Below are 25,420 nucleotides of genomic sequence, written 5' to 3' on the forward strand. Positions count from 1 at the left end.
TTTTTTCTCGACCACCGGGCTCATCTCTCCAGGAACCGTCATCGATGGAACATCGTGAAGCGCTGCTTGCGCTGCGAACCTTTCTTTCTACGCAGATTCTCGGCCAGGAAAAACTCATCGATCGCCTGTTGATCGCCTTGCTCGCCGACGGCCATATGCTGGTGGAAGGCGCGCCGGGCCTGGCCAAGACCAAGGCCATCAAAGAGTTGGCCGAAGGCATCGAAGCGCAGTTCCATCGTATCCAGTTCACCCCCGACCTGTTGCCCGCCGACATCACCGGCACCGAGATCTATCGCCCGGAAACCGGCAGCTTCGTGTTCCAGCAAGGACCGATCTTCCACAACCTGGTGCTGGCGGACGAAATCAACCGCGCCCCGGCCAAGGTGCAGTCGGCCTTGCTGGAGGCCATGGCCGAGCGCCAGGTCAGCGTCGGGCGCAGCACGTATGACCTGTCGCCGCTGTTCCTGGTGATGGCCACGCAAAACCCCATCGAGCAGGAAGGCACCTACCCGCTGCCCGAGGCCCAGCTCGACCGTTTCCTGATGCATGTGAAAATCGGTTTCCCGGACGCCGCCGTCGAGCGGCGCATCCTGCAACAAGCCCGTGGCGAAGCGCTCAACGGCGAAACCAAGCCGGAGCGCCGCGTCAGCCAGCAGGCGATCTTCGCCGCACGCAAGGAAATCCTCGGTCTGTACATGGCAGACGCCGTGGAGGAATACCTGGTGCAACTGGTGATGGCCACGCGCACCCCGGCCAAGTTCGACCCGGAAATGGCCGAGTGGATCGCCTACGGCGCCAGCCCACGCGGCTCCATCGCCCTCGACCGCTGTGCCCGCGCCCATGCCTGGCTGGCCGGTCGCGACTTCGTCAGCCCGGAAGATATCCAGGCGGTGCTGTTCGACGTGCTGCGCCATCGCATCATCCTGTCGTTCGAGGCCGAAGCCGCCGGCATTGACCAGGACCGTGTGGTGCAGCGCATTCTCGACGTCGTTGCCGTCGCTTGAAACCCATGAACGCCGGTGATGGGATCCGCGTCACGCTCAGCGAATTGATCGAGATGCGCCATCGCGTGCGCGAAGTGCAGCTGTTTTCCACGCCGAGTCAGCGCAGCCCGTTGATCGGCCTGCACCACTCCAAGCTGCGCGGGCGTGGCGTGGACTTCGACCAGGTGCGCGTGTACCAGGCCGGCGACGACGTGCGCACCATCGACTGGCGCGTCACCGCACGCACTCAGGAGCCGCACACCAAGCTGTTCCATGAAGAACGCGAACGGCCGATCTTCATCATGGTGGAGCAAAGCTGCCGGCTGTTTTTCGGCTCGGGGCAGATGTTCAAGTCGGTGCTGGCCGCCCAAGCCGCCAGCCTGATCGGCTGGGCCGCGCTGGGGCATAACGACCGTGTGGGCGGGCTGGTGTTCGGCGACAACGAGCACTACGAAATCAAGCCGCGCCGCAGCAAGCAAAGCCTGCTGCAACTGCTCAACCGCCTGGTGCGGGTCAACCAGAGCCTGAGCACCGAAAGCCGCCCCGAAGCCGACGCCCTTGGTATGGCCCTGCGCCGTGGCCGCGAAGTGTTGCGCCCTGGCAGCCTGGTGATTGTGATCTGCGATGAGCGCGCACTGACCGAAGGCGCCGAGCAACAGCTGAGCTTGCTGTCGCGGCATTGCGATTTGCTGCTGTTACCGATCTCCGACCCACTGGACCATGCCCTGCCCGCCGCCGGGCTGCTGCGTTTCGCCGAACGCGGTGCCCAGCTGGAACTGGACACGCTGAATTTCGACCTGCGCCAGGCCTACAAGGCCCAGGCCGAAGCGCGCCTTGCGCGCTGGGAGCTGCTCGCGCAGAAACTGCGCGTACTGCTGATGCCCTTGAGCACCCAGAGCGAAATGGTCGAGCAACTACGCGAATACCTCAACCCGCAACGCCCGGTTAAAAAACAATGAGCAGCCTTGACCAACTGCAACCGCTGATCGCCCCACCCGCCATCGGCTTCTGGCCGCCCGCGCCGGGTTGGTGGCTGTTGCTGCTGGTGATTCCGCTGCTCGGCTGGGGCCTGTGGTCACTGCGTCGCTTTCTGCCGACCCGCCGCCCCATCGCCCGTGCCGAACAACCCTTGGACCCGCTGCGCATCGCCGCCCTGGCAGAGCTTGCGCTCATGCCCAAGCCTTACGATGGCGCGCCCGCCGGTGCCTGGCTGCAACAGCTCAACGGCCTGCTCAAGCGCCTGTGCCGCAACGACTACCCCTACAGCCAGAGCCACACCCTCAACGGCCGCAAATGGCTGGCATTCCTCGACAACCGCTGCCCCGCCGCAGGCCTCACGCGCTGGATGGTCTTGGTCGAAGGCGCCTACAAACCCGAATGCAAACTCGACGACAAGGCCATCGCCGGCCTGACCCAGGCCGTCGACACCTGGATTCGCAAACATGTTTGAGTTCGCCTGGCCGTGGATCTTCGCCCTGTTGCCCTTGCCGTGGTTGATGCGCCTTGTGCTGCCGGCCGCCGACAGCGGTGAGCCCGCCTTGAAGGTCAGCTACCTCAGCGACCTTGAAGGCCTGGCCCGTCGCCGCGCCCGCGTCAACCTGCCCGGCTGGCGCCAGCAAGCGCCGTTCGTGGTGCTGTGGTTGCTGCTGCTCACCGCCGCCGCGCGCCCGGAATGGCTCGGCGAACCGTTACCGATTGCCGCCAGTGGCCGCGATCTGCTGGTGGCGGTGGACGTGTCTGGCTCCATGGATTTCCCCGATATGCATTGGCAGGACGACGACGTAAGTCGTTTGAGCCTGGTCAAGCACCTGCTTGGCGATTTCCTTGAGGAGCGTGAAGGCGACCGCGTCGGCCTGATCCTGTTCGGCAGCCAGGCCTACCTGCAGGCGCCACTGACTTTTGATCGCCGCACCGTGCGCGCCTGGCTGGACGAAGCGCGCATCGGCATCGCCGGCAAGAACACCGCGATTGGTGACGCCATCGGCCTGGCCCTCAAACGCCTGCGCCAGCGCCCGGCGCAGAGCCGCGTGCTGATCCTGGTCACTGACGGTGCCAACAATGCCGGGCAGATCGACCCGCTGACCGCCGCGCGCCTGGCGGCGGAAGAAGGCGTGAAGATCTACCCGATCGGCATCGGTGCCGACCCGGAACAAACCGGTTCCCTGGGCATCCTGGGCGTCAACCCGAGCCTGGACTTGGACGAACCGGCACTCAAGGCCATCGCCGAAGCCACCGGCGGCCAGTACTTCCGTGCCCGCGATGGTGAAGAGTTGCAAGCGATCAAAGCGACCCTCGACAAACTCGAGCCCGTCGAACAGCAACCCACCCAAGCGCGCCCGGCCCTGGCGTTGTACAGCGCGCCACTGGCCCTGGCCTTGGTGCTGAGTATGTTGCTGGTGATTCAGGAGCGCTGGCCGAACAACGCGTTGCAACGGCTGTTCAACAAACTGTCGAGCAAGGGGATTTTCCTGCAACAACACCCTGAGTGGCGCCAGCGCCTCAAACGCCTGCGTTTGCGGAGGCGTCGATGATCGACCTGTGGCCGCATTGGTTTCGTCCATGGTGGTTGTTGCTGCTGCCGTTACTCGGCTGGTTGCTGTGCCACCTGTGGCACCGGCAAAAGCGCGCCGGGCGCTGGCAGATGATCCTGCCGCCGGCCTTCCACGCGGTGTTGCTCAGTGGTGGCAACGGCCGCGAGAGCAAATCGCCCTGGGTGGTACTGGGCATTGCCTGGCTGTTAGCCGTATTGGCGTTGCTCGGCCCGAGCTGGCAGCGTGTGGAGCAGTCCAGCCAGAAGCCTTCCGACCCGTTGGTGGTGCTGCTGGAACTGACCCCGGAAATGCTCGCCACCGACAGCCCGCCCAACCGCCTGGAACAGGCACGGCGCAAGCTGTACGACTTGTTGCAGGCACGTACCGATGCGCAAACCGCCATCGTCGTGTATGCCGGTAGCGCCCACACGTTGGTGCCGCTGTCGGACGACCTGGCCACCAGCCGCAACTTGCTGGAAGCCTTGCGCCCGTCGATCATGCCTGAGCCCGGCCATCGCGCCGACCTGGCCGTCGAGAAAGCCCTCGGCCTGCTCAAGCAAGGTGGCCTCGGCCAGGGTCGCTTGCTGCTGATCGGTTCGTCGCTGTCCAAACAGGAACGCCAGGGCATTCGCCTGCTGCTGCAAAACGCACAATCGCCCACCTTGTCGATCCTTGGCATCGGCAGCCGCGAAGGCACGCCAGTCACCCAGGAAAGCGGTGAATTCCTCAAGGACGAACAAGGCGCGATCCTGGTACCGCGTCTCGACAGCCCGACACTCAAGGCCTTCGCCAGTGAAATGGGCGGCCGCTACCGTGCCGCGCGCCTGGACGACAAGGACCTGCGCCAACTCGGCGTGCTCGACCCGCCGCAAACCTTGCGCAATGACGGCCAACTGCTGCACCTCGATACCTGGGCCGACCAGGGTTACTGGCTGCTCCTGCCCCTGCTGCTGCTCGCCGCCTGCGCCGGACGGCGTGGTTGGTTGTTCTGCCTGCCGCTGCTGCTGTTGAGTGCGCCGCAGCCCAGCTACGCGTTCGGCTTGCAAGACTTGTGGCTGCGTCCCGACCAGCAAGGCCAATACCTGCTGAAGAAAAAGCGCCCCGCCGAAGCCGCCGAACACTTCGAAGACCCGCAGTGGAAAGGCGTGGCGCTTTACGAGGCCGGCAACTATGCCGAGGCGATCAAACTGTTTGCCGAAGGCAATGACGCCTACTCCCACTACAATCGGGGTAACGCCCTGGCCAAGTCCGGCGAACTGGAAGCCGCCATTGACGCCTACGAACAGGCCCTCGAAGCCCAGCCCGACCTGCAACCAGCCCTGAAAAACAAGGCGCTGGTGGAGGCACTGATGCAGGAGCAGGCCGAACCGGAACCCGCCGAACCTGCAAAAAACGAGGATGACGAAACCACCCAACCCGGCCAAACTGCGCAACCGGGCGCCAGCGGGCAAAACGCCACGGGCGGCGAGCCGTCTTCCCAGGGCCAGGGCGAAGCCGGGACTGACGACACCCAACCCGGCAACACGCCGCAAACCACGGGTAACGAAGTGCCGGGCAGCGAACTGGGCGACGAACAAACCACCACCCCGCCGCTGCGCCCCAATGACGCCAGCCTCGACGGTGAGCACCGCCAGGCCCTGGAGCAATGGCTGCAGGAGATCCCGGACAACCCCGGCGAACTGCTGCGCCGCAAATTCTGGTACGAACAGCAACAACATCAGGACAAGACTCGATGAGCCGCCGCACCACCCTACTGCTCCTGCTCGCCCTTTCGGCAGGCCACGCCCAGGCGGCGAACCTGTCCGCCAGCGTCGACCGCAGCCGCGTCAACTCCGGGGAAACGGTGGAACTGACGGTGGAATCCAGCGATGTCACGCAGTTCGGCAAGCCAGACCTGACGCCGCTGGATGCGCAGTTCGAAGTCAGCGGCACGCGCCAGATCAACCAACTCACCACCCTGGGCGGCGATAACCACGCCACCACGCGCTGGATCATCACCCTGCTGCCCAAGGAAAACGGCACGGTGGTCATCCCGCCCCTGCAGGTGGGCGACTACAAGACCCAGCCGATCAGCCTGCAAGTGGTCGAAACCGCCAGCCAGAACACCGCCGCCGAGCTGGCGCCGGTGTTTGTCGAGGCCAACCTCGACCAGACCAGCGTCTACGTGCAGGCCCAGGCGCTGTTGACCGTGCGCGTCTACCATTCGGTGTCGCTGTATGACGACAGCAGCCTCACGCCCTTGCAGATTGCCGATGCGCGCGTGGAGCAGTTGGGCGAGTCGCGCACCTACGAGAAGGTCATCAACAGCATCCGCCACGGCGTGATCGAAACCCGCTACGCGATCTACCCGCAACACAGCGGCACGCTGGCGATCCCGGCGCAGACCTTCAGCGCGACGCTGGTGGAGTCGCGCCCGCCCCAGGAAAACACCCTGCAAGGCACCAAGCCGGGCAAGCTGATCCACGTCAGCTCGGCGGAGTTGCCCCTGGTGGTCAAACCCAAGCCCGCGCTGTACCCCGCTGATACCCCGTGGCTGCCAGCGCGCAGCCTCACCCTCAGCGAAAGCTGGAACCCGGAGCCGGAGCATGTGCAGGTCGGCGACTCCCTGACCCGCAGCCTCACGGTCAAGGCCGAGGGCCTGTCCAGTGCACAACTGCCGGCCCTGCCCAGCACCGAGATCAATGGCCTGCGCCGCTACCCGGACCAACCGGTGCTCGCCAACCAGACCAACGACCGTGGCCTGATCGGCAGCCGCGAAGACCGCGAAGCCCTGGTGCCCACCCGCGCCGGCAGCCTGGAACTGCCCGCCGTGGACGTGGTGTGGTGGAACACCCACGAAGACCACCTTGAGCGCACCAGCCTGCCCGCGCGCACCCTGCAGGTTGCGATCAACCCGAGCCTGGCAGTGGACACGCCCGCCACGCCCACCGTCATCACCGCGCCAGATGATGAGCGCCTGTGGCTGTGGCAACTGAGCACGTTGATCCTCGCCTGCACCACCCTGCTGGGGTTTGGCTTGTGGTGGCGTGCCCGCCGGCAACCGGCCGTGCAACGTGCCGCGCAAACCGGCCCGAGCCCGCGCACGCTGCTCGACGACCTCAAGCGCGCCACCCAGGCCAACGACCCGCAAGCCACCCGTCAGGCCCTCGACGCCTGGGCCCGCCAACAGCCGGAAACCTTGGCGGACATGGCCGCGCGGTTCGTGCCGCTGTCGGATGCGTTGGATGGCTTGAACGGCGCGCTGTACAGCGAGAGCGGGCATTTCTGGCTGGGTGAAGACCTGTGGCGTGCGGTGAAGGCGATCCCGATGGCTGAGCGCGAGGTGGACCCGGCGGCGGACACCACCAGTTTGCCGCCGCTCTATCCCAAATAACCCGCCTGCTGTGGTGAGCAGGTTTTTTGTGGTGAATGGGCTTGTTGTGGTGAGCGGGACGCCCAGCCGATCAACTGTCATGCATTGTTAAAGGCCAGCAATCCATATCGCTTTAATTTGCAGGAAGTTTCCTAGACAATCCCACGGCCTTGCGCCTGCTCACTCCACTGGCTAGCCTTCGCTCCGTCGCTGCACATCAGCGATCGGGTGTGAGATCCCGTGAATTTGTAGGCGCCATGAGCAACATGCTCTATGGCAGCTGTGTGCGGGCAGACTTCGGTCTGGCCGGGTGCGCCTACAAATCCGGTATCTCACCCCGCACATAGCTGCCACCTTTTGACGTGTGAGATCGGCAAAAGAATGGCTCCAAACCCTGTAGGTACCTTCATGAACAAAATCGTCCCCGACCCACCACCCACCTTCACCGTTCACCACGACCTCAGCTTCGAAGACGCCCTCGCCCAGATCTGCGACCTGCTGCGTTGCGCAGCCGCGACCGCTGCTGGCACCACCCAAGCGCTAAGCAGTGATCAGCGCCACATGGCCGGCGCCACCGAGCACTTGATCAACAGTGCCAGAATCCTGGCTGACCGAGCGCTAGACTGCCTGCACACCGCCTGACCCTTGTGGGAGGGCGCTTGTCCCCTCCCACAGGTTTACAGGGTAAACTCCCCTCCTTTTCATCTCTTCAACGGAGTTCGCCTTGCGTCTGTTTCACACCTCCGACTGGCACCTGGGCCAAAACCTCCACGGCCAGGAACGCGACTTCGAACACGCCTGCTTTCTTGAGTGGCTGCTGGGCCAACTGAACACCCATCTGCCGGATGTGCTGCTGATCGCCGGCGATATCTTCGACACTGTCAACCCGCCGCTCAAGGCCCAGGAGCGTCTGTATGACTTCATCATCAGCGCCCACGAACAGAACCCCAAGCTGACCATCGTGATGATCGCAGGCAACCACGACTCCGGCTCGCGTATTGAGCTGCCCGCCCCCTTGATGCGCCGCCTGCGTACCCATGCATTGGGCCGGGTGCTGTGGCTGGATGACGGCCAACTCGACGCCGAACGCCTGCTGATCCCGCTGCCGGACGCCAAAGGCAAGATCGCCGCCTGGTGCCTGGCGCTGCCGTTCCTGCGCCCGGCGGAAGTGACCGGCGCGCACCTGGGTGACGACTACCTGCGCGGCATCGGCCAGGTGCATGAATGGCTGATCGCCGCCGCCAACGCCAAGCGCAAAAAAGGCCAGGCGCTGATTGCCATCAGCCACGCGCACATGGCCGGTGGCTCGGTGTCGGAAGACTCTGAGCGCAGCCTGATCATCGGCAATGCCGAGGCGCTGCCGGCCAGTCTGTTTGATCGAAGTGTCGCTTACGTCGCCCTCGGCCATTTGCACAAGCCGCAGAAGGTCAATGGCGAAGAACGCATTCGCTATAGCGGTTCGCCAATTCCGCTGTCGTTTTCCGAAATCGGCTACAAGCACCAGATCCTCGACGTGACGTTCCAGGGCCAATGCCTGGTGAACGTCGAACCGATCCTGATTCCGCGCTCGGTCGACCTGCAACGCCTGGAAGCCGCGCCGCTGGCCGATATCCTCAAGGCCCTGGCCGAGTTGCCCGACGTCGATCTGCTGGCCGAAACCCAGCGCCACCCTTGGCTGGAAGTGCGCGTGCGCCTCGACGAGCCGCAACCCGACCTGCGCCAGCAGATCGAAAGCGCCCTGCAAGGCAAGGCCGTGCGCCTGGTGCGCATCGCCGCTGAATACGCAGGTAACGGCAGCCGTGAAGACGAAGGCGACGACCGCCTGATCGAACTCGACCAGCTCACGCCCCAGGAACTGTTCAGCCGCGCCTGGCTGGACAGTTATGGCAGTGAAGTGGATGAACAGACCTTGAAGGACTTCGCCGTGCTGCTCCAGGAAGTGCAACAGGAGGAGGAACAGCCATGAAGATCCTCGCCATCCGCCTGAAAAACCTGGCTTCTCTGGCCGGCCCGTTTGAAATCGACTTTACTGCCGAGCCCCTGGCCAGTGCCGGGTTGTTCGCGATTACCGGGCCGACCGGCGCGGGTAAAAGTACCCTGCTTGATGCCTTGTGCCTGGCGTTGTTTGGCGCGGTGCCACGCCTGGGCGACACCGGCCAGGCGAAGATGCCGGATGCCGACAGCGACATTTCCATCGGTGACCCGCGCACCTTGTTACGGCGCGGTACCGGTGGCGGTTATGCCGAAGTGGATTTTGTCGGCGTGAGTGGCCGGCGCTATCGCGCGCGCTGGGAAGCCAATCGCGCCCGTGACAAGGCCAGCGGCAAGTTGCAGAACAGCCGGCAGAGCCTGATTGACCTGGACAGCGACCAACTGCTGGCCAGCCAGAAAACCGAATACAAAACCCAGCTGGAACTGGCCCTGGGCCTGAACTTCGAACAGTTCACCCGTGCCGTCTTGCTCGCGCAGAGTGAGTTCAGCGCCTTCCTCAAGGCCAACGACAACGAGCGCAGCGAACTGCTGGAAAAGCTCACCGACACCGCCCTGTACACCCAACTCGGGCGGCGCGCGTTCGACAAGGCCAAAGAGGCCAGGGATGCGCACAAGCAGCTGCAGGACCAGGCCACCGGCGTGGTGCCCCTGGCGCCCGAAGCACGTGTGGAGCTGGATCAGCAGTTCGATGCCGCACAACAGCAACTCAAGACCCAGCAAGCGCAACTCAAGCAACTTGAGCTTCAGCACACCTGGCTCAAGGAGCTGCGCGAATGGCAGGAACGTCAACTTGCTGCCACCGAACAACTGCAGCGCGCGCAGGCCGACTGGGATAACCAGGGCCAGCAACGTGAAGACCTGAGCCGCCTTGACCAATTGGCGCCACAGCGTCACCAGTTTGCGCGCCAGGCCGAACTCGGCAGCGTGCTTGCCCCGCTGGCCGTGCAGATTCAGTCGCATATCCAACAGCAAGGCGAACTGCATACCCGCCAGGAGCAGGCCCGGCAACAACAAGCCAGCGCGCAAACTGCGTTGGCTGAGGCCCTGAAAAACCAAACGGATGCAGTGCCATTACTGCGACAGGCGTTTGAAGAGCAAAGCACCCTCGCCCACTTGACCAAGGAGCTGGCCAAGCGCACCGAGGACCAACAGCAACACGAAAGCGCCTGCGCCGAAGGTCAGGCCCACCTCACTGCGCTGCTGGAAAAGCAGAATCACGTTACTGAGCGCCTGCAACGCCTGGGCACCGAGCTTGAGCGCAGCGCCGCCCTCGCGCCGCTGAGCGATGCCTGGACCGCCTACCGCGATCGCTTGCAACAGCTGACGCAGATCGGCAATCGCCTGAATAAAGGCCAGGCCGAACTGCCGCAATTGGAGCAACGTGCGACCAGCGCCGCCGAGCAGTTCGCTCAGCAACGCGAAGCCCTGGACCTGCTGTATCAGGAGGCCGGTGCAGAGCCTCACGCCGTGGCCGAGCAGATCCAGTTGCTGGCGAGCCTGCTGCAAGACAATCGCAAACAGCAGCGCGCCTTTGAAGACCTGACGCGCCTGTGGGACAACCAGCAACAGCTGGACCAACACGCCGCCAGCCTGACGCACAAGCTCACCGACGCCCAACGGCAACGCGAACAACTGAACCAGACCGGTCTGCAAACCAAGGCCGAACTGACGGTTGCCGAACAGACGCTGAACGTGACCAAGCAACTGTTGGAACGCCAGCGCCTGGCCCGCAGCTCCAGCGTCGAGGAGTTGCGCGAGCAGTTGCAGGACGACCAACCTTGCCCGGTGTGCGGCAGCCACGAACACCCGTATCACCAGCCCGAAGCGTTGCTGCAAAGCCTCGGTCGACATGACGAAAACGAAGAAGCCACCGCGCTGAAAGCCGTGGACAGCCTCAAGGAAAAACTCACAGAGTTGCGCGGCGAAGTGGGCGGTTTGATCGCCCAACAAAAGGAATACCTGCAACAGCAGGAACACCTGGCCACGCAACAGCAAGCCCTCCAGCCAAGTCTGGATGCGCACCCGCTGGCCGCGTCAATGCTCAACCAGGAACCCGCCAAGCGTAGCGCCTGGCTTGAACAGCAACTGGGCCAACTGAGCCAAAGCATCGCCCAGGACGAACAACGCCAAAGCGCCCTGCTCAACCTGCAACAAAACGCCGGGCGCTTGCAGCAGCAACTGCAAGCGGCCCAGGAAGCCAGCCAGCAGGCCCGTCAATTGATGGTCGATCAGCAACGCGAGCTAACCAGCGACCGCGAACGCCTCGACCAGGAACTGAGCGCGTTCGCCAGCCTGCTGCCCGCAGAAACCCTGGAGGGTTTGCGCGCCGAGCCGGCCGCCACCTTTATGCAGCTGGACCAGCAAGTCAGCCAGCGCCTGGAACAGTTGGGCCATCAACGCGATGAACTGGCCGAGCAACACGAACGCCAACAGGTGATCGAGAAGGAACAGACCCACCAGCAGCATCGTCAGCAGCAACTCGACGCCCTGCGCCAGCAGGTCACCGAGTTGGCGATCCAACAGCAAGCAGCCCAGGCAAAACTCAGCACGTTACTGGGCGAGTACACCAGCGCCGAACACTGGCAGCAGCAACTGGAACAGGCCGTGACCCAGTCACGCCAAAGCGAAACCGACGCCAGCAAACAGTTGCAGGAAATCCACAACGCGCTGGTCCAACTGGCGGCGGACCTCAAGGCAAAACAGGAACGCGAACAGGCGTTGCAGGCCGAACAAAAGGCCCTCGTCACGCGTATCAGCGAATGGCGCGCCTTGCATCCGGAACTCGATGACGCTGGCCTCAACCGCTTGCTGGCCTACGATGACGCCCAGGTCAGCCAATTGCGCCAGCAGGTGCAGCTCTGCGAAAAAGCCGTCGAACAGGCCAAGGTACTGCTGCAAGAACGCGAACAACGCCTTGCCGACCATCAGGCCCTGCACAACGGCAACCTCGCAGCCGAAGAGCTGGACAGCACCTTGGCCACGCTCAATCAGCAACTGGCCGAGAGTGAAAAACACTGCGCTGAACTGCGCGCACGCCAATCCGAAGACCAGCGTCGCCAGGACGCCAACCAGGCCTTCGCCGAGCAGATCGCCAAGGCCTATGACGAGTGGCAACGCTGGGCACGCCTGAACGCGCTGATCGGCTCGGCCACCGGCGACACCTTCCGCAAGATCGCCCAGGCTTACAACCTCGACTTGTTGGTGCATCACGCCAACGTGCAACTGCGCCAGTTGGTGCGGCGTTATCGCCTCAAGCGTGGCGGCAGCATGCTTGGCCTGTTGGTGATGGACACGGAAATGGGCGATGAACTGCGCTCGGTGCATTCGTTGTCCGGCGGCGAAACCTTCCTGGTGTCACTGGCGCTGGCCTTGGGGCTGGCGTCGATGGCCTCCAGCACGTTGAAGATCGAGTCGCTGTTTATCGATGAGGGCTTTGGCAGCCTTGACCCAGAATCCTTGCAATTGGCGATGGACGCGCTGGATGGCTTGCAGGCTCAGGGTCGTAAAGTGGCGGTGATCTCCCACGTGCAGGAAATGCACGAACGCATTCCGGTGCAGATCCAGGTCAAGCGCCAGGGCAATGGTTTGAGCACCTTGGAGGTCAAGTGAGCGAAGCGCTGCTGTATTCGTTCCGGCGCTGCCCCTATGCGATGCGGGCACGGCTGGCGCTGCGTTATTCGGGCGTACCGGTGCGCATCGTCGAGGTGAGCCTCAAGGCCAAGCCCGCCGAGATGCTGGCGCTGTCGCCCAAGGGCACCGTGCCGGTATTGAACGTTGATGGCAGGGTGATTGAAGAAAGCCTGGAGATCATGCAGTGGGCCTTGGCGCAAAACGATCCGGATAACTGGTTGCGGCACGGCGACCCGGCGGTATTCGCATTGATCGCCGAGAACGACCAAGGCTTCAAGTATCACTTGGATCGATACAAGTACGCCGAACGCTACCCGGAAAAACCGATGGAGCATTATCGGGCCGGGGGTGAGGTGTTCCTGCAAAAGCTGGAGGATTTACTGACGGACCACGCCTATTTGCTGGCGGATCATCCGAGCCTGGCGGACATGGCCCTGGCGCCATTTGTGCGACAGTTTGCCCATGTGGATCGGGAATGGTTTGCCGGCGCGCCGTATCCCCGGTTGCAGCAGTGGCTGGAGCGGTTTCTGCAATCACCGCTGTTTGTAGCGGTGATGGCGAAGGCTTAGCCCTGGACCAAATCCAACAGTCGCTCGCGGGCAATCTCAGGCTCACCGTCTACCAGATGCACGGAAGACAGGATGGGAGCGGAATAAAGCACCAGAATGAGTGCGGCGAGTCGGAGTGCCATGCTGTCGATTCCAGGAAGATGAGCGTCAATTTCTGAGCGTCAAATTTAAACACATGGCAATATGATATCAATCTTTTTTCTTCTGCACATGCACAAACGCCAAACCACTCGAACGAGCCAGGCTTCGTTCCAGTGGTTTGGCGTCTGCTGGTGTGCAGGTTATTGCTGGGTTTTGTGATCCAGTGCGGCGTAGAAGTTGGCGCTTTGTTGCAGGTATTTCTGGGTGTAGGCGCTGGTGCTGGATTTTTTGCCGGAGACTTCCACACTGGCCGCGGCTGGCAGGGCAACAGTGGCGGAAACAGCGGAAGCGGCGATGATGGAGAAGAGATTCAGATTCATGTCGGTAACCCTTGTGTTCGTTTGGTTAAGTGGCCGGGGAAGGCCTTGGAACCAAACTTACGCCCGAGGGCTAAGCCTTAGAAATGCTTTGAAACAGTAGCCGCTATTAACAGAATTAATAGAAAGGCTCAGGCCCCGCATGACGGGGCCTGTGGCTTATTGACGCACCAGGAACTTGAGGTCGCTGGGCGCATCGATCGGCAATTTCTGCACGGTTTTACCCAGCAGGCCGGTTTTGGGTTCGCGTTCGACCACCACGATTTCGTTGCTTTTCTGGTTGGCGATCAGCAAGAACTTGCCGCTCGGGTCCAGGCTGAACTCACGCGGATGATCGCCTTCCACGGAGCGGCGCTGCAGTTCCTTGAGATGCGCGGTGGCCGGGTCGATGCTGAACACCAGCAGTTGATTGGCCGTGCCACGGTTGCTCAGGTACAGGAACTTGCCATCACTGGAGGCATGCAGCGCGGCACCGGCCTTGTCAGTCACCGGTTGCCCGGCGGCGAAATCCACCAGTTGGGTCTGGGTCAGTTGGCCGTCCTTGTAGTCGAACACCGCCACCTGCGCGCTCATCTCGGTGGTCAGCCAGGCATGCTTGCCATCGGCGCTGAACAACAAATGACGCGGGCCACTGCCGGGTGGCAATTGCACCGACGCCGGTTTCGCCGGGGTCAATGGCAGCTCAGGGTTGGCCTTCGGATCGTAGCGGTAGGCAAATACCTTGTCCGCCCCCAGGTCCTGCACAAACACGTATTTGCCATCGAGCGATGACACCACCGAATGCACATGGTTGGACGCCTGGCGCTCAGGGTTGACGCGACTGGCGGGGTGCCCGCTCAGTTGCACCGGGGCCGACAGCTTGCCCATGGCATCCACCGGCAGCACCGCCAGGCTTCCGCCTGGATCTTCCAGCACCGAATAGTTGGCGACAAACAGGTAGCGCCCATCGGCGGCCACGCTGGAATGGGTCGGCTCGTTGCCCAGGCTTTGCACCTGGTTGATCAGGGTCAGCTGATGATTCTGCGGGTCGATGCTGTAGCTGCTCACGCGCCCGACCGGGTCTTGCTGGCCGGGGCCGTTTTCGTTGACCACAAACAGGTGCTTCTGGTCCTTGGAGACCGTCAGCCACGACGGATTGTCCGCCTTGGCCGCCAGCACCGGCTGGCCCTGGAACTGGCCGGTACGGCTGTCGAATTGCAGGCGGTAGATCCCTTCGCTGCTGCCGGCGGTGTAGCTGCCCACCAACAGTTCATAGGTCTCAGCCGGCGCGGCTTGCACCGACATGGCACCGACACTGCCCGCCATCAGCAGGGGCCAGAATTTACGCATCATCATCCGCTTCATCCTCATCGTTATTGTTGTCGCCCTTGATAGCGCTCAAGCAGACCAGACGGTGTTCGCCGTCTTCGTTGCGCAAGAGCCAGCTTTGCAAGCTGTCATCAAAGGTGGCGGCGTTCAGTTGTTCTGGACTGAACTTCCAACGCTTGAGTTCCCGGCCGTCCATGCTTTCGATCAGCAAGTGCTGGTCAAACGTGAAGTCGAAGGCGTGCAGCCCGTTGATGATCAGCATGTCGCTGTCGGTCAGGGCGGTGCTCAGGTTGGGTTGCGAATCGGTCATGATGTGAAGTCACTGCGGGGGAAAAGACACATGATAGGTCAATTCCCCCGCGGTGCCTTGCGGCAATGGTCTAATCGATCAATGCGCGAAGAGTGAATTGCCCTTCTGCCCTGCCAGTTTCTCCGGCTTGATCAGGAACCGCGCCAGCGCCGGCAGCAGCCACAGCGCGCCGAACATGTTCCACAGCAGCATGAAGGTCAGCATCAGGCCCATGTCGGCCTGGAACTTGATGGCCGAGAAGATCCAGGTGCACACGCCGATTGCCAGGCACAGGCCGGTGAACAGCACGGCTTTACCGGTGGACTTGAGCGTCTGGTAGTACGCCTCTTGCAGCGGCAAGCCGGCGCGCAGGAAGCTTTCCAGGCGGCTGTAGATGTAGATGCCGTAGTCCACGCCAATCCCCACGCCCAGCGCCACCACCGGCAAGGTTGCGACCTTGACGCCGATACCCATGAACGCCATCAGCGCGTTGCCCAGCACCGAGGTCAGCACCAGCGGCAGCACGATGCACAGGGTCGCCGCCCAGGAGCGGAAGGTGATCATGCACATGGTCGCCACGCACAGGTACACCAGGATCAGGATGGTCAGCTCCGACTCCTTGATCACCTCGTTGGTAGCCGCTTCGATCCCGGCGTTACCGGCGGCGAGGATGAATTCCAGGCCGTCCTTGTTGTTTTCCTTGGCGAAGTCCTGCACCGCATGCACCGCGCGGTCGAGGGTTTCGGCCTTGTGGTCGTTGAGGAACACCAACACCGGCGCCAGGGAGCAGTTGTTGTTGTACAGGCCATCGGCACGGGCGATGGAGTTGTTCAGCACGTCCGGGTTACGCGACAGGGTTTCCCATTTCAGGTTGCCCTCGTTCATGCCCTTGATCATCTGCTTGGACACGGTCACCAGCGAGATCGCCGACTGCACGCCCTCGGTGTTCTGCATCTTCCACATCAACTGGTCGATGGGCGCCATGGCTTCATAGCGCGAGCAGCCTTCGGCCTTGGTCTTGACCATCACCACCAGCACGTCGGAGCTGGTGGAGTAGTTGCTGATGATGAAGTTGTTGTCTTTGTTGTAGCGCGAGTCCGGGCGCAGTTCCGGCGCGCCCTGGTCAAGGTCGCCGATCTTGAGGTTCTGGCTGTACCAGAGGCCGCCACCAAAGGCGATCAGGGCCAGGAAGATCGAGACCGGCGCGACTTTGGGGCTGGCGAATTTCGACAGCAGGCGCCAGAACGGGTGTTCGCGGTTCGCGTCTTTCTTGCTCTTGGCGATGGCGCGCTTGCTGATGCCGACGTAGGAAATCGCCACTGGCAGCAGGATCAGGTTGGTGAACACGATAACCGCCACGCCGATAGAGGCGCCGATGGCCAGTTCGCGGATCACGCCGATGTCGATGATCAGCAGCGTGATAAAGCCCACCGCATCGGCGAGGATCGCGATCATTCCCGGCAGAAACAGCTGGCGGAAGGTGCGGCGTGCGGCCGTCAGCGCGTTGTCCGCTTCGCTGGATTGCAGGGCGATACCGTTGATCTTCTGCACGCCGTGGGAAATACCGATGGCAAAGATCAGGAACGGTACCAGCATCGAGTAAGGGTCCAGCCCGAAACCGGCGGCATGCATCAGCCCCAACTGCCAGACCACCGCCACCAGGGTGGTGCTCAATACAGCAATGGTGCTGCGCAGGCAGTTGGTGAACCACAGCAGCAGGACCAGGGTGATGCCGAACGCCACGCCGAAGAACAGCACCACCATGATCAGGCCATCGATCAGGTCGCCGACTTTCTTGGCGAAGCCGACGATGTGGATCTGCACGTTGGGGTTCTGCTCCTGGAACTTGGTGCGGATCTTGTCTTCGAGTTCATGGGAGAACTTGCGGTAGTCCAAGGCCAGCAACTTGCCCTGGTCCTGTGGGTCCGGGTAAGACTCCAACAGCGGGATGTCGACGATGCTCGACTTGAAGTCGTTGGCCACCAGGCGCCCGACCTGGCCGGACTTGAGCACGTTGTTGCGCAGTTGATCGAGGCTTTCCGGCGAGCCGTTGTAGCTCTGCGGGATCACTTCACCGCCGGCAAAGCCTTCTTCGGTCACTTCAGTCCAGCGGACGCTGGGGCTCCACAGCGACTTGAGGCCCGAGCGGTCGACCCCGGAAATGTAGAACACTTCGTCGTTGATCTGACGCAGAGTCTCCATGTACTCCTTGGTGAAGATGTCTCCGTCCTTGGCCTCCACCGAAATGCGCACCGTGTTGCCCAGGTTCGCCAGGTCATTGCGGTGCTCCATCATCTTCTCGATGAAGGGGTGCTTGAGCGGGATCATTTTTTCAAAGCTGGTGGACGGGCGAATCAAGGTCGCCTGCCAGAACAGGAAAATACTCACCAGCAGGCAGATCACGATCACTGCCGGGCGGTTGTTGAAGATCAGGCGCTCAAGAAAGGTCGCTTTATCGTTGTGATGACTGCTCATTCTTTCCCCGCCTTCTTATTGTTTTGTCGGTTCGGCGCCATCGGCTTTAGCGACGCGAACGCCCCCCTGCCCGGCCAGAATCAAGTTGCCATTGCCTGCCGCCGTGACGGACGAAAGCGAAATGCGGTCCGCACGGTTGAACACGCTGAAGGTCACGCCGTCGTCATGGCTGACCACCACGCTGCCGCCGTTGCCGACCACGACAATCGAGCCGTCCTCCAGCAAGGTCGCGCCGGACAAACCAAACTCCAGCGCTCCCCGCGCAGCGTTCAGTTCAACTTGCTCCCAGGTATTGCCGAAATCTGTGGAGCGGTACAGGTTGCCGCGCAAGCCATAGGCCAGCAGGGTTTGCGGCTGGGCGGTGCCGATCACGCCAAACAGCGAGCCCTCGTAGGGGCCTTCGAGTTTTTCCCAGGTCTGGCCGTCGTCGCTGGAGCGGAACATGCTGCCCTGCTCGCCAACGATGAACAGGCCGGCGTCCTTGATGTGGGCAATGGCGTTGAGGTGGTATTGGTCTTCGTTGTCGAGGCGGTCGCTGACGTCGTCCCAGGTCTTGCCGCCGTCGGTGGTTTCGATCAACGCACCGTAGGCGCCGACGGCCAGGCCGTGGTTGGCGTCGTTGAACCACACGTCGAGTAGCGGGGCTTCGCGTTTGAGGTCCTGGTACTGCTGGGTCCAGGTGGCGCCGCCGTCGGAACTGGCAAGAATCTGCGCATCATGGCCCACCGCCCAGCCCTGCTTGTCATCGACGAAAAACACTGCCGTAAGCAACTGTCGGGTGGGGACTTTGGCTTGGGTCCAGGTGCTGCCCTGGTCATCGGAATAGAGGATGTGCCCGCGATCACCGACCGCCACCAGGCGCTTGCCCGCGTGGACCACATCGATCATCAGGCCTTTGGCGGCCTTGGGGGATTCAATCGCAAACGAGGTATCGCTGGCGGCCTGGACGGCTGCCGGTAACACGACAGCGCCAAACAGCGAGAGCGCTGCGGCCAGCATCGCAACCCTGCGTGCGGCGCGTGGGCGGCAAACAACCCAACCCATGACAGGCTCACTCATAGACCTTTCTCCCATTTATTATTGTTATCGCTGCCTTCCGGGGCCTTGAAACCTGCAATCTAGAGCGCCTGGAGGAAGCAGGGGCCATCCTATCGGGCTTTCGAATCGTCTGACAATCGGCGCTACGTTATCTTTTGTTAACTGACGCCCTTTCGTCAGCGCCTGAATATAGCTGTATTCGCCGGGGTGATCGCCGAGGCAGCAATGAATTTTTATTCCATCTATTGAAATATGGGAATTTTTATTCCATTAATAGTATTCCTGAAAACAATAATCCAAAGGACCACGGCGATGCGTGAACTCGGAATCGGCTTGATCGGCACAGGCTTCATGGGGCGCGCCCACGCCTTGGCCTTCAATAACGCCCGCGCGGTATTCGAGCTGCCGCTGCACCTCAAGCTGGCAGCACTGGCCGACGCCGACACCGAACGCGCCCACCGCTGCGCCAAGGATTGGGGCTTTGCCCAGGCCCATGGCGATTGGCAGGCGTTGATCAATGATCCCAATGTCGACGTGGTGGCCATCACCACGCCCAACCATTTGCACTACCCCATGGCCATGGCCGCCATCGCAGCGGGCAAGGCGGTGTATTGCGAAAAACCCCTGGCCGTGAGCCTGGAACAGGCCGACACCATGCGCCGCGCCGCCAGTGCTGCGGGCGTGGTGACGCGGGTGGGCTACAACTACCAGCACAACCCGATGATCACCCTGGCACGGCAGATGATTGCGAGCGGCGAGTTGGGCGAGATCATCAGCTTCCAGGGTGAGTTCAGCGAAGATTTCATGGCTGATCCGGCCTCGCCATGGTCGTGGCGTTGTGAAGTGGAACACGCGGGCGGCGCCTTGGCAGACTTGGGCAGCCACTTACTGTCGATGGCGCGCTATCTGGTGGGCGACGTAGTGAGTGTGTGTGCCGACACCCAGACCGTCCACGCCCGGCGACCTGCCGTCAAAGGCAGCACCGACCTTAAATCGATTGCGGTGGATGACCAAGTGCACGCCCTGCTGCGTTTTGCCAATGGCGCACGCGGTACGGTGAGCAGCAGCTGGCTCAAGCAGGGCTACAAGAACCACCTGAGTTTCGAGATCAGCGGGACGAAAGGCACCTTGGCGTTCGATCAAGAGCGCTTGAATGAATTGCAGGTCTGTCGCGTTGGCCAGGACGGTTTCCAGCGTTTGCTCGCAGGCCCTGCCCTGCCGGGTTATGCGGTGTTCAGCCCGGCGGCGGGGCATCAGTTGGGCTACAACGAGCTGAAGACGCTGGAGGTGCAGGAGTTGATCCTGGCGCTGGCCGGTCAAGGTGCAGATGGCACTGACTTTGAGGCAGCGTGGGAGGTGGAGCGGTTGGCGACGGCGATTCGCGTGGCGGCCAGAGAAGAACGCTGGGTACAGGTCGAAGAGGTTTAACAGCGCCGAACCTTGTGGTGAGCGGGCTTGCCCCGCGCGAGGCAAGCTCGCTCACCACAAAAAGAGAAGTCTAACGCAGTGCCCGGCGCAGGACTTTACCGACGGTGGTCTTCGGTAACTCAGTGGTGCGGAACTCCACGTACCTGGGCACCTTGTACCCCGTCAGGTACTCCCGGCAATGCGCAAGAATCTGCTCCTGGGTCAGGCTCGGGTCCTTGCGCACCACGATGATCTTGACCTTCTCCCCGGTCACGCCATCTTCTACACCAATGGCCGCCACTTCGGCCACGCCAGGGTGCAGCGCTACCACGTCCTCGATTTCATTGGGGTACACGTTGAAGCCGGAGACCAGGATCATGTCCTTCTTGCGGTCCACCAGGCGGATATAACCACGCGTGTCCATCACGCCGATATCACCGGTCGACAACCACCCCTCGGCATCCAGCACTTCGGCAGTGGCCTCCGGTCGTTTCCAGTAGCCCTGCATCACCTGTGGCCCGCGCACTTGCAGTTCGCCCTGTTCGCCAATCTCAGCCAACTCACCGTCTTCGCGCACAAACCGCACCCAGGTCGAGGGCAATGGCACGCCGATGCTGCCGGTGAATTCCATCTCGCGCATGCGTGCAATGTTGATCGGGCTGATGCTCACCACCGGCGAACATTCGGTGAGGCCGTAGCCTTCGATGATCGGCAGCCCGGTGACTTCCTTCCAGCGCTTGGCCACCGCCGTGTGCGTGGCCATGCCGCCGGCGATCACCATGCGCAGGTCGGAAAAGTCCCGTGCGCAGAACTCCTTGTTCTCGAGCAGGCCGTTAAACAAGGTGTTGACCCCGGCAATCCCGTTGAAGCGCTCCTTGCGCAGGATCATCTGCACGCGTTTCACGTCCCGTGGGTTGGCGATCAGGATGTTGCGCCCTCCCAGGCACATGAACATCAGGCAGTTCACCGTCAGGGAAAAGATGTGGTACAGCGGCAGCAAGGTGACGTTGGTTTCTTGCTTGTCCTGGTCCAACTGATCACCGACCCAAGCCTTGGCTTGCAGCAGGTTGGCGATGATATTGCGGTGACTGAGCATCACACCCTTGGCATCGCCGGTAGTGCCGCCGGTGTATTGCAGGAAGGCCAGGTCGTCGAGGTGCATCTCCACCGGGAAATGAGTGAGCGCCCGTCCCTGTTTCAGCACCTGGTTGAAGCGCAGCGAGCCGCGCAGATTGAACGCTGGCACCTGCTTTTGCACCCGGCGCAGGATGAAGTTCATCGCCGCGCCCTTGAACGTCCCCAGCAAATCGCCGATGGCCGCGATTACCACACGCTTGACGCTGCTGCCGGTGATGACTTTCTCCAGGGTGTGGGCGAAATTCTCGAAGATCACCACGGTTTCCGCGCCGCTGTCCTTGAGCAGGTGCTTGAGCTCATGGGAGGTGTACAGCGGGTTGACGTTGACCACCACCGCGCCGGCCAGGATCGTACCCAACAGGCAAATCGGATACTGCAAGCAGTTGGGCATCATCAGCGCAACACGATCACCCTTCTTGACGCCCTGCCCCTGCAGCCAGGCGGCAAAGGCATAGCCTTGCACCTGCCAGTCGGCGTAGGTCATTTCGGTGCCGATGCTGACGTACGCCACCCGTTCGCGAAACTTCTCCAGGTGCTCCAGGAACACCTCGCGCAGCGAAGGGTAGTCCTCGATAGCGGCGTCGATATCTGCCGGGACGCCGGGCAGGTAAGCGTTCAACCAGATCCGTTCGGTGTGTTCCAGGCTTACAGCGTTCATGGCAGTCTCCTTGTTGTTGTTTTTGATAGAGCTACTTTTCGACGATGGCGGTAATGCCCAGCCCGCCCGCCGCGCAGATGGAAATCAGGCCGCGCCCGCCGCCGTTCGCATGGATGATCTTGGCCAGCGCCGCCAACTGCCTGCCTCCCGTGGCGGCAAAGGGATGGCCGCAGCCCAGCGAGCCACCGTTGACGTTCATCTTCGCGCGATCAATGGTGCCCAGGGGCGCCTCCAAGCCAAGACGTTCGCGGCAATAATCCGGGTCTTCCCAGGCCTTGAGCGTGCACAACACCTGGGCGGCAAAGGCTTCGTGGATCTCGAAGAAGTCGAAGTCCTTGAAGCTCAGGCCTTCGCGTTTAAGCATGCGCGGCACGGCGTAGGCCGGGGCCATCAGCAAGCCTTCGGTGCCGTCGACAAAATTCACCGCGGCGGTTTCGCCGGTACGCAGGTAAGCGAGCACCGGCCAGCCGTTGGCGGCGGCCCACTCTTCACTGGCCAGCAGCACCACCGAGGCGCCGTCGGTCAACGGAGTGGAGTTACCGGCGGTAAGGGTGCCGTTCTGGCGGTCGTAGGCTGGAGACAGGCCGGCGAGTTTTTCCAGGCTGGCATCGGCGCGCAGGTTGTTGTCCCTGGTCAGGCCGCGATGGGGGCTGATCAGGTCGTCGAAGAAGCCGCGTTGGTAGGCCGCCGCCAGGCGCTGGTGGCTGGTGAGGGTCAGCTCATCCTGGGCCAGGCGTTTGATCTGCCAGCGCTTGGCCATTTCTTCGCAGTGCTCGCCCATGGATAGGCCGGTGCGCGGCTCGCCGTTGCGCGGCAGCAACGGCTTGAAGAACATCGACGGCCGGACCTTGAGCAACGTCTTCAGCTTGTCGCCCATGCCCTTGGCACGATTGGCCGCGAGCAAGGTGTGGCGCAGGGATTCATTAATGCCGATGGGCGCGTCAGAGGTGGTGTCGGCCCCCCCGGCAATGCCCACCTCGATCTGGCCGAGGGCAATCTTGTTCGCCACCAGCAACGCCGCTTCCAGCCCGGTGCCGCAGGCTTGCTGCACATCGTAGGCCGGCGTATCCGGCGACAAGGTGGTGGACAGCAACGACTCACGCGCCAGGTTGAAATCCCGCGAGTGCTTGATCACCGCGCCAGCGGCAAACTCACCGAGGCGTTGGCCGTGCAGGTTGTAACGGTCGACCAGCCCTTGCAGCGCGGCGACCAGCAGGTCCTGGTTGCTGTCGTGGGCGTACACCGTGTTGGAGCGAGCAAACGGGATGCGGTTGCCGCCGATGATCGCCACACGACGGACCGGGGCCGGGTTGAAGCTGTAGTCACTCATTCCAGGTTCTCTTTCCAGATGAAAAGGCCACGCATATGGGGTTTGTCACCGGCAAAATTGCGCACTTCGAATTCGCGGCGCGGGCCAGTCACCGGATGGCTCCACAGCGCGACCTGGCCGGGCAGGAAGATCGGCAGCTTGAAGTCACAATGGGCCTCGGCCTGGTCCAGGCCACCGGGCGGTTGCTGGGCGGCGAGCGCGCGGCCCAGGGTCCACATGCCATGGGCGATGGCACGGCGAAAGCCGAACAGCTTGGCGCCGATCACCGAGGTGTGAATCGGGTTGAAATCCCCTGAGACCTTGGCAAAACGTCGGCCCAGGTCGGCGGGCAGCACCCAGCGCTGGGTGCGTAACAAGCCTTCTTCCTGCAGCGACAACGCGTCACCCCACGGTTCGCCAACCGGGTCCTTGACGTCCCGGCGCAGGTACAGGCTGTCGCTTTCCCATACCAGCGTGTCGGCACCGTAGGCACGAGTGGCGATGCTCAATGCCTGGCCCTTGGGATGGGCGACCCAACGCTCGCAATACACCTCAATGCGCAACGCCTGGTCTTCGTGCAAGCGCTGGTGCTGACGGATGCGATTGGCCAGGTGCACCATGCCGCTGGCCGGGTACGGAAAGCTGGGGCGGGTCAGCAGCATCAAGTGCAAAGGGAACGCCAGCACGTGGGGATAGGACAACGGCACGCCCTGCTCGCGGCGAAAACCACAGGCACGGCCATAGGCGGCGATGTCGGCGGCAGACAACCCCACCGCCGAGCGCACCAGGCGCTCCTTGGGCAGCACAGGCGCACCGTCTAGCTTGGGTTTACGCAGGGCGCGCACGCCATCCAGCAGCAAGCGGCTGCGTGAAGGCGGCGGATCAATGATCTGCGTCACGTAGTCCATGGCTCAGGCTCCCAGCAGACTTTGGCCGCACACCCGTACGACTTGGCCGTTGACCCCGCCGGATGCCGGATGCGCCAGCCAGGCAATGGTCTCGGCCACGTCGATCGGCTGGCCGCCCTGGGACAGCGAATTCATGCGCCGCCCAGCCTCACGGATCATCAGCGGGATCTTGGCGGTCATCTGGGTTTCGATGAACCCCGGCGCCACTGCATTCACCGTCACCTGCTGCGGCGATGCACGCGGTGCCAGGCCCTGCACCAGGCCGATCACACCGGCCTTGGAGGTGGCGTAATTGCTTTGCCCGAGGTTGCCGGCGATACCGGAAATCGACGAGACACAGACAATTCGCCCTCCCGGTTTGAGGCCTTGACTGTCCAACAATGCCTCGCTGAGCTGCAAAGGCGCTTCGAGGTTAACCGCCAGCACGCTACGCCAGGCGGCCTCAGTCATTTTGGCGATGGTCTTGTCGCGGGTGATGCCGGCGTTGTGCACCACCACGTCAAAGGCGCCGTATTGGCTGACGTGGGCCTGCAACAGTGCGGCCGCGTCCAGCGCGGTGATGTCCAGGGGCAGCGCCGAACCGCCGACGCTGTCCGCCGCCTGTTGCAACGCTGCCTGGGCATGGGGCACGTCCACGCACACCACATGGGCGCCGTCCCGCGCCAATACCTGGGCGATCGCCAGGCCGATGCCACGGGAGGCGCCGGTGACCAGGGCGCGACGGCCGGCGAAGGGTTTGTCCCAATTGACCGTGACGTGGCCGTCCACCGGTTTTTCCAGGCGCACCACTTGCCCCGACACATAGGCCGAACGGCGCGACAGGAAGAAACGCAAGCTGCTGTCCAGCGCGTCTTCGGCACCCGGCGCCACGTAGATCAACTGCACCGTGATCGCCCGGCGCAGCTCCTTGGCCAGCGAGCGCACCAAGCCTTCAAGGGCGCGTTGGGCGATGGCCTGGGGCAAATCCTGGCAATGTTCCGGCGCGGTGCCGAGCACCACGACGCGGCCATGGTGGCCAAGGCGCTTGGCGTTGGCGTGGAAGAACACATACAGCTCGTCCAACTGTTGCAGGTCGGCCACGGCACTGGCGTCAAACACGGCGCCTTGCACTTTCACCGTGGACGGTGCCTTGAGCGTCGCCGGGGTGGCGGCAACGGTATCGGTGGCCGCGAAAATCCGCTGTACCTCGGCGGCCAGGCGCCCTGCCCCGGCGATGATCACCGGGTTGACCAAGCCCTGCTGGCCGCTGCGGTGGCGTTGCAGTGGCAGGGGCTGCGGCAAGCCGATGGCTTGCGCCAGGCGACGGCCCCAAGAGGAATTGACGAAGGAAAGGTAGCTGTCACTCATTGATAGATTCACTCACAACACGGTGTTGG

The 25,420-nt window shown here is 62.7% G+C and carries 21 protein-coding genes; 11 read left to right on the forward strand and 10 right to left on the reverse strand.

Translation table 11 applies throughout. The features are described 5' to 3' along the window. Positions 1-44: 44 nt before the first annotated feature. The 10 genes from AYR47_RS24000 (at position 45) to AYR47_RS24045 (ending at position 13,057) form a co-directional block, all read left to right on the forward strand. Positions 45-1,004: an AAA family ATPase gene (locus AYR47_RS24000; protein ID WP_003174327.1), complete on the forward strand. Its 960-nt coding sequence runs from the start codon at positions 45-47 to the stop codon at positions 1,002-1,004. 5 nt (positions 1,005-1,009) lie between these two features. Then, positions 1,010-1,942, forward strand: a complete 933-nt coding sequence (locus tag AYR47_RS24005) for a DUF58 domain-containing protein (protein WP_033902401.1) — start codon at positions 1,010-1,012, stop codon at positions 1,940-1,942. Beyond that, a complete protein-coding gene (locus AYR47_RS24010; RefSeq protein ID WP_028616472.1) occupies positions 1,939-2,433 on the forward strand; it encodes a DUF4381 domain-containing protein in 495 nt (164 codons plus the stop codon). The genes AYR47_RS24005 and AYR47_RS24010 overlap by 4 nt, the downstream gene beginning before the upstream one ends. After that, the gene (locus AYR47_RS24015; RefSeq protein ID WP_033902400.1) at positions 2,426-3,514 is read left to right on the forward strand and encodes a vWA domain-containing protein; all 1,089 of its coding nucleotides are present in this window, start codon (positions 2,426-2,428) and stop codon (positions 3,512-3,514) included. Before AYR47_RS24010 ends, AYR47_RS24015 begins: the two co-directional genes overlap by 8 nt. Continuing rightward, a complete protein-coding gene (locus AYR47_RS24020; protein ID WP_061437256.1) occupies positions 3,511-5,250 on the forward strand; it encodes a tetratricopeptide repeat protein in 1,740 nt (579 codons plus the stop codon). The genes AYR47_RS24015 and AYR47_RS24020 overlap by 4 nt, the downstream gene beginning before the upstream one ends. Further along, entirely contained in the window at positions 5,247-6,887 is a 1,641-nt protein-coding gene (locus tag AYR47_RS24025; RefSeq protein WP_061437258.1) for a BatD family protein, read from the forward strand. The genes AYR47_RS24020 and AYR47_RS24025 overlap by 4 nt, the downstream gene beginning before the upstream one ends. Before the next feature lie 387 nt (positions 6,888-7,274). Further along, positions 7,275-7,508: a DUF6124 family protein gene (locus AYR47_RS24030; RefSeq protein ID WP_033902397.1), complete on the forward strand. Its 234-nt coding sequence runs from the start codon at positions 7,275-7,277 to the stop codon at positions 7,506-7,508. An 82-nt stretch (positions 7,509-7,590) separates the two neighbouring features. Beyond that, positions 7,591-8,832, forward strand: a complete 1,242-nt coding sequence (locus AYR47_RS24035; protein ID WP_061437260.1) for an exonuclease SbcCD subunit D C-terminal domain-containing protein — start codon at positions 7,591-7,593, stop codon at positions 8,830-8,832. Next, positions 8,829-12,467, forward strand: a complete 3,639-nt coding sequence (locus AYR47_RS24040) for an SbcC/MukB-like Walker B domain-containing protein (RefSeq protein ID WP_061437262.1) — start codon at positions 8,829-8,831, stop codon at positions 12,465-12,467. Before AYR47_RS24035 ends, AYR47_RS24040 begins: the two co-directional genes overlap by 4 nt. Beyond that, positions 12,464-13,057, forward strand: a complete 594-nt coding sequence (locus tag AYR47_RS24045) for a glutathione S-transferase (RefSeq protein WP_033902394.1) — start codon at positions 12,464-12,466, stop codon at positions 13,055-13,057. Before AYR47_RS24040 ends, AYR47_RS24045 begins: the two co-directional genes overlap by 4 nt. On the opposite strand, the gene AYR47_RS33165 is transcribed toward AYR47_RS24045, so the two are convergent. The 6 genes from AYR47_RS33165 to AYR47_RS24070 all read right to left on the reverse strand — a co-directional run bounded on the left by AYR47_RS33165 (position 13,054) and on the right by AYR47_RS24070 (position 18,631). After that, entirely contained in the window at positions 13,054-13,179 is a 126-nt protein-coding gene (locus AYR47_RS33165; RefSeq protein ID WP_257722330.1) for a hypothetical protein, read from the reverse strand. The genes AYR47_RS24045 and AYR47_RS33165 overlap by 4 nt on opposite strands. Positions 13,180-13,338: 159 nt before the next feature. Next, the gene (locus tag AYR47_RS24050; RefSeq protein WP_016980181.1) at positions 13,339-13,518 is read right to left on the reverse strand and encodes a hypothetical protein; all 180 of its coding nucleotides are present in this window, start codon (positions 13,516-13,518) and stop codon (positions 13,339-13,341) included. A 156-nt stretch (positions 13,519-13,674) separates the two neighbouring features. Further along, the gene (locus AYR47_RS24055) at positions 13,675-14,850 is read right to left on the reverse strand and encodes a lactonase family protein (RefSeq protein WP_061437264.1); all 1,176 of its coding nucleotides are present in this window, start codon (positions 14,848-14,850) and stop codon (positions 13,675-13,677) included. Further along, positions 14,837-15,133 carry a DUF5629 family protein gene (locus AYR47_RS24060; protein WP_033902392.1) on the reverse strand — a complete coding sequence of 99 codons (297 nt, stop codon included), beginning with the start codon at positions 15,131-15,133 and terminating at the stop codon, positions 14,837-14,839. The genes AYR47_RS24055 and AYR47_RS24060 overlap by 14 nt, the downstream gene beginning before the upstream one ends. 78 nt (positions 15,134-15,211) lie before the next feature. Beyond that, positions 15,212-17,587, reverse strand: a complete 2,376-nt coding sequence (locus tag AYR47_RS24065) for an efflux RND transporter permease subunit (protein WP_033902391.1) — start codon at positions 17,585-17,587, stop codon at positions 15,212-15,214. Positions 17,588-17,602: 15 nt separating this feature from the next. Continuing rightward, positions 17,603-18,631, reverse strand: coding sequence for a WD40/YVTN/BNR-like repeat-containing protein (locus AYR47_RS24070; protein ID WP_191983023.1), 1,029 nt, complete (start codon positions 18,629-18,631; stop codon positions 17,603-17,605). Positions 18,632-18,937: 306 nt separating this feature from the next. On the opposite strand from AYR47_RS24070, the gene AYR47_RS24075 reads away from it, so the two are divergent. After that, positions 18,938-20,053 (forward strand): Gfo/Idh/MocA family protein, encoded by a 1,116-nt coding sequence (locus tag AYR47_RS24075; RefSeq protein ID WP_033902389.1) that lies wholly within the window; start codon positions 18,938-18,940, stop codon positions 20,051-20,053. Between the two features lie 70 nt (positions 20,054-20,123). On the opposite strand, the gene AYR47_RS24080 is transcribed toward AYR47_RS24075, so the two are convergent. Genes AYR47_RS24080 through AYR47_RS24095 form a run of 4 tightly spaced genes read right to left on the reverse strand, consistent with a single transcriptional unit; the run spans position 20,124 to position 25,391 of the window. Continuing rightward, complete coding sequence (locus tag AYR47_RS24080) at positions 20,124-21,827, reverse strand: AMP-binding protein (RefSeq protein ID WP_061437266.1); 1,704 nt, start codon at positions 21,825-21,827, stop codon at positions 20,124-20,126. A gap of 31 nt (positions 21,828-21,858) precedes the next feature. After that, positions 21,859-23,157 carry an acetyl-CoA C-acetyltransferase gene (locus AYR47_RS24085; protein ID WP_061437268.1) on the reverse strand — a complete coding sequence of 433 codons (1,299 nt, stop codon included), beginning with the start codon at positions 23,155-23,157 and terminating at the stop codon, positions 21,859-21,861. Beyond that, positions 23,154-24,044, reverse strand: coding sequence for a MaoC/PaaZ C-terminal domain-containing protein (locus AYR47_RS24090; RefSeq protein ID WP_061437270.1), 891 nt, complete (start codon positions 24,042-24,044; stop codon positions 23,154-23,156). Before AYR47_RS24090 ends, AYR47_RS24085 begins: the two co-directional genes overlap by 4 nt. A gap of 3 nt (positions 24,045-24,047) precedes the next feature. Then, the gene (locus AYR47_RS24095; protein WP_061437273.1) at positions 24,048-25,391 is read right to left on the reverse strand and encodes a 3-oxoacyl-ACP reductase; all 1,344 of its coding nucleotides are present in this window, start codon (positions 25,389-25,391) and stop codon (positions 24,048-24,050) included. Between the last annotated feature and the right edge of the window lie 29 nt (positions 25,392-25,420).

Origin of the sequence: Pseudomonas azotoformans (genome assembly GCF_001579805.1) — a bacterium.
Lineage (GTDB): Bacteria > Pseudomonadota > Gammaproteobacteria > Pseudomonadales > Pseudomonadaceae > Aquipseudomonas > Aquipseudomonas azotoformans_A.

Bases quoted from the DNA above. Each gene is read 5' to 3' on its own strand.
- AYR47_RS24000 (WP_003174327.1), top strand. From the start codon at position 45: ATGGAACATCGTGAAGCGCTGCTTGCGCTGCGAACCTTTCTTTCTACG.
- AYR47_RS24005 (WP_033902401.1), top strand. From the start codon at position 1,010: ATGAACGCCGGTGATGGGATCCGCGTCACGCTCAGCGAATTGATCGAG.
- AYR47_RS24010 (WP_028616472.1), top strand. From the start codon at position 1,939: ATGAGCAGCCTTGACCAACTGCAACCGCTGATCGCCCCACCCGCCATC.
- AYR47_RS24015 (WP_033902400.1), top strand. From the start codon at position 2,426: ATGTTTGAGTTCGCCTGGCCGTGGATCTTCGCCCTGTTGCCCTTGCCG.
- AYR47_RS24020 (WP_061437256.1), top strand. From the start codon at position 3,511: ATGATCGACCTGTGGCCGCATTGGTTTCGTCCATGGTGGTTGTTGCTG.
- AYR47_RS24025 (WP_061437258.1), top strand. From the start codon at position 5,247: ATGAGCCGCCGCACCACCCTACTGCTCCTGCTCGCCCTTTCGGCAGGC.
- AYR47_RS24030 (WP_033902397.1), top strand. From the start codon at position 7,275: ATGAACAAAATCGTCCCCGACCCACCACCCACCTTCACCGTTCACCAC.
- AYR47_RS24040 (WP_061437262.1), top strand. From the start codon at position 8,829: ATGAAGATCCTCGCCATCCGCCTGAAAAACCTGGCTTCTCTGGCCGGC.
- AYR47_RS33165 (WP_257722330.1), bottom strand. From the start codon at position 13,179: ATGGCACTCCGACTCGCCGCACTCATTCTGGTGCTTTATTCCGCTCCC.
- AYR47_RS24050 (WP_016980181.1), bottom strand. From the start codon at position 13,518: ATGAATCTGAATCTCTTCTCCATCATCGCCGCTTCCGCTGTTTCCGCC.
- AYR47_RS24055 (WP_061437264.1), bottom strand. From the start codon at position 14,850: ATGATGATGCGTAAATTCTGGCCCCTGCTGATGGCGGGCAGTGTCGGT.
- AYR47_RS24060 (WP_033902392.1), bottom strand. From the start codon at position 15,133: ATGACCGATTCGCAACCCAACCTGAGCACCGCCCTGACCGACAGCGAC.
- AYR47_RS24065 (WP_033902391.1), bottom strand. From the start codon at position 17,587: ATGAGCAGTCATCACAACGATAAAGCGACCTTTCTTGAGCGCCTGATC.
- AYR47_RS24070 (WP_191983023.1), bottom strand. From the start codon at position 18,631: ATGGGTTGGGTTGTTTGCCGCCCACGCGCCGCACGCAGGGTTGCGATG.
- AYR47_RS24075 (WP_033902389.1), top strand. From the start codon at position 18,938: ATGCGTGAACTCGGAATCGGCTTGATCGGCACAGGCTTCATGGGGCGC.
- AYR47_RS24080 (WP_061437266.1), bottom strand. From the start codon at position 21,827: ATGAACGCTGTAAGCCTGGAACACACCGAACGGATCTGGTTGAACGCT.
- AYR47_RS24085 (WP_061437268.1), bottom strand. From the start codon at position 23,157: ATGAGTGACTACAGCTTCAACCCGGCCCCGGTCCGTCGTGTGGCGATC.
- AYR47_RS24090 (WP_061437270.1), bottom strand. From the start codon at position 24,044: ATGGACTACGTGACGCAGATCATTGATCCGCCGCCTTCACGCAGCCGC.
- AYR47_RS24095 (WP_061437273.1), bottom strand. From the start codon at position 25,391: ATGAGTGACAGCTACCTTTCCTTCGTCAATTCCTCTTGGGGCCGTCGC.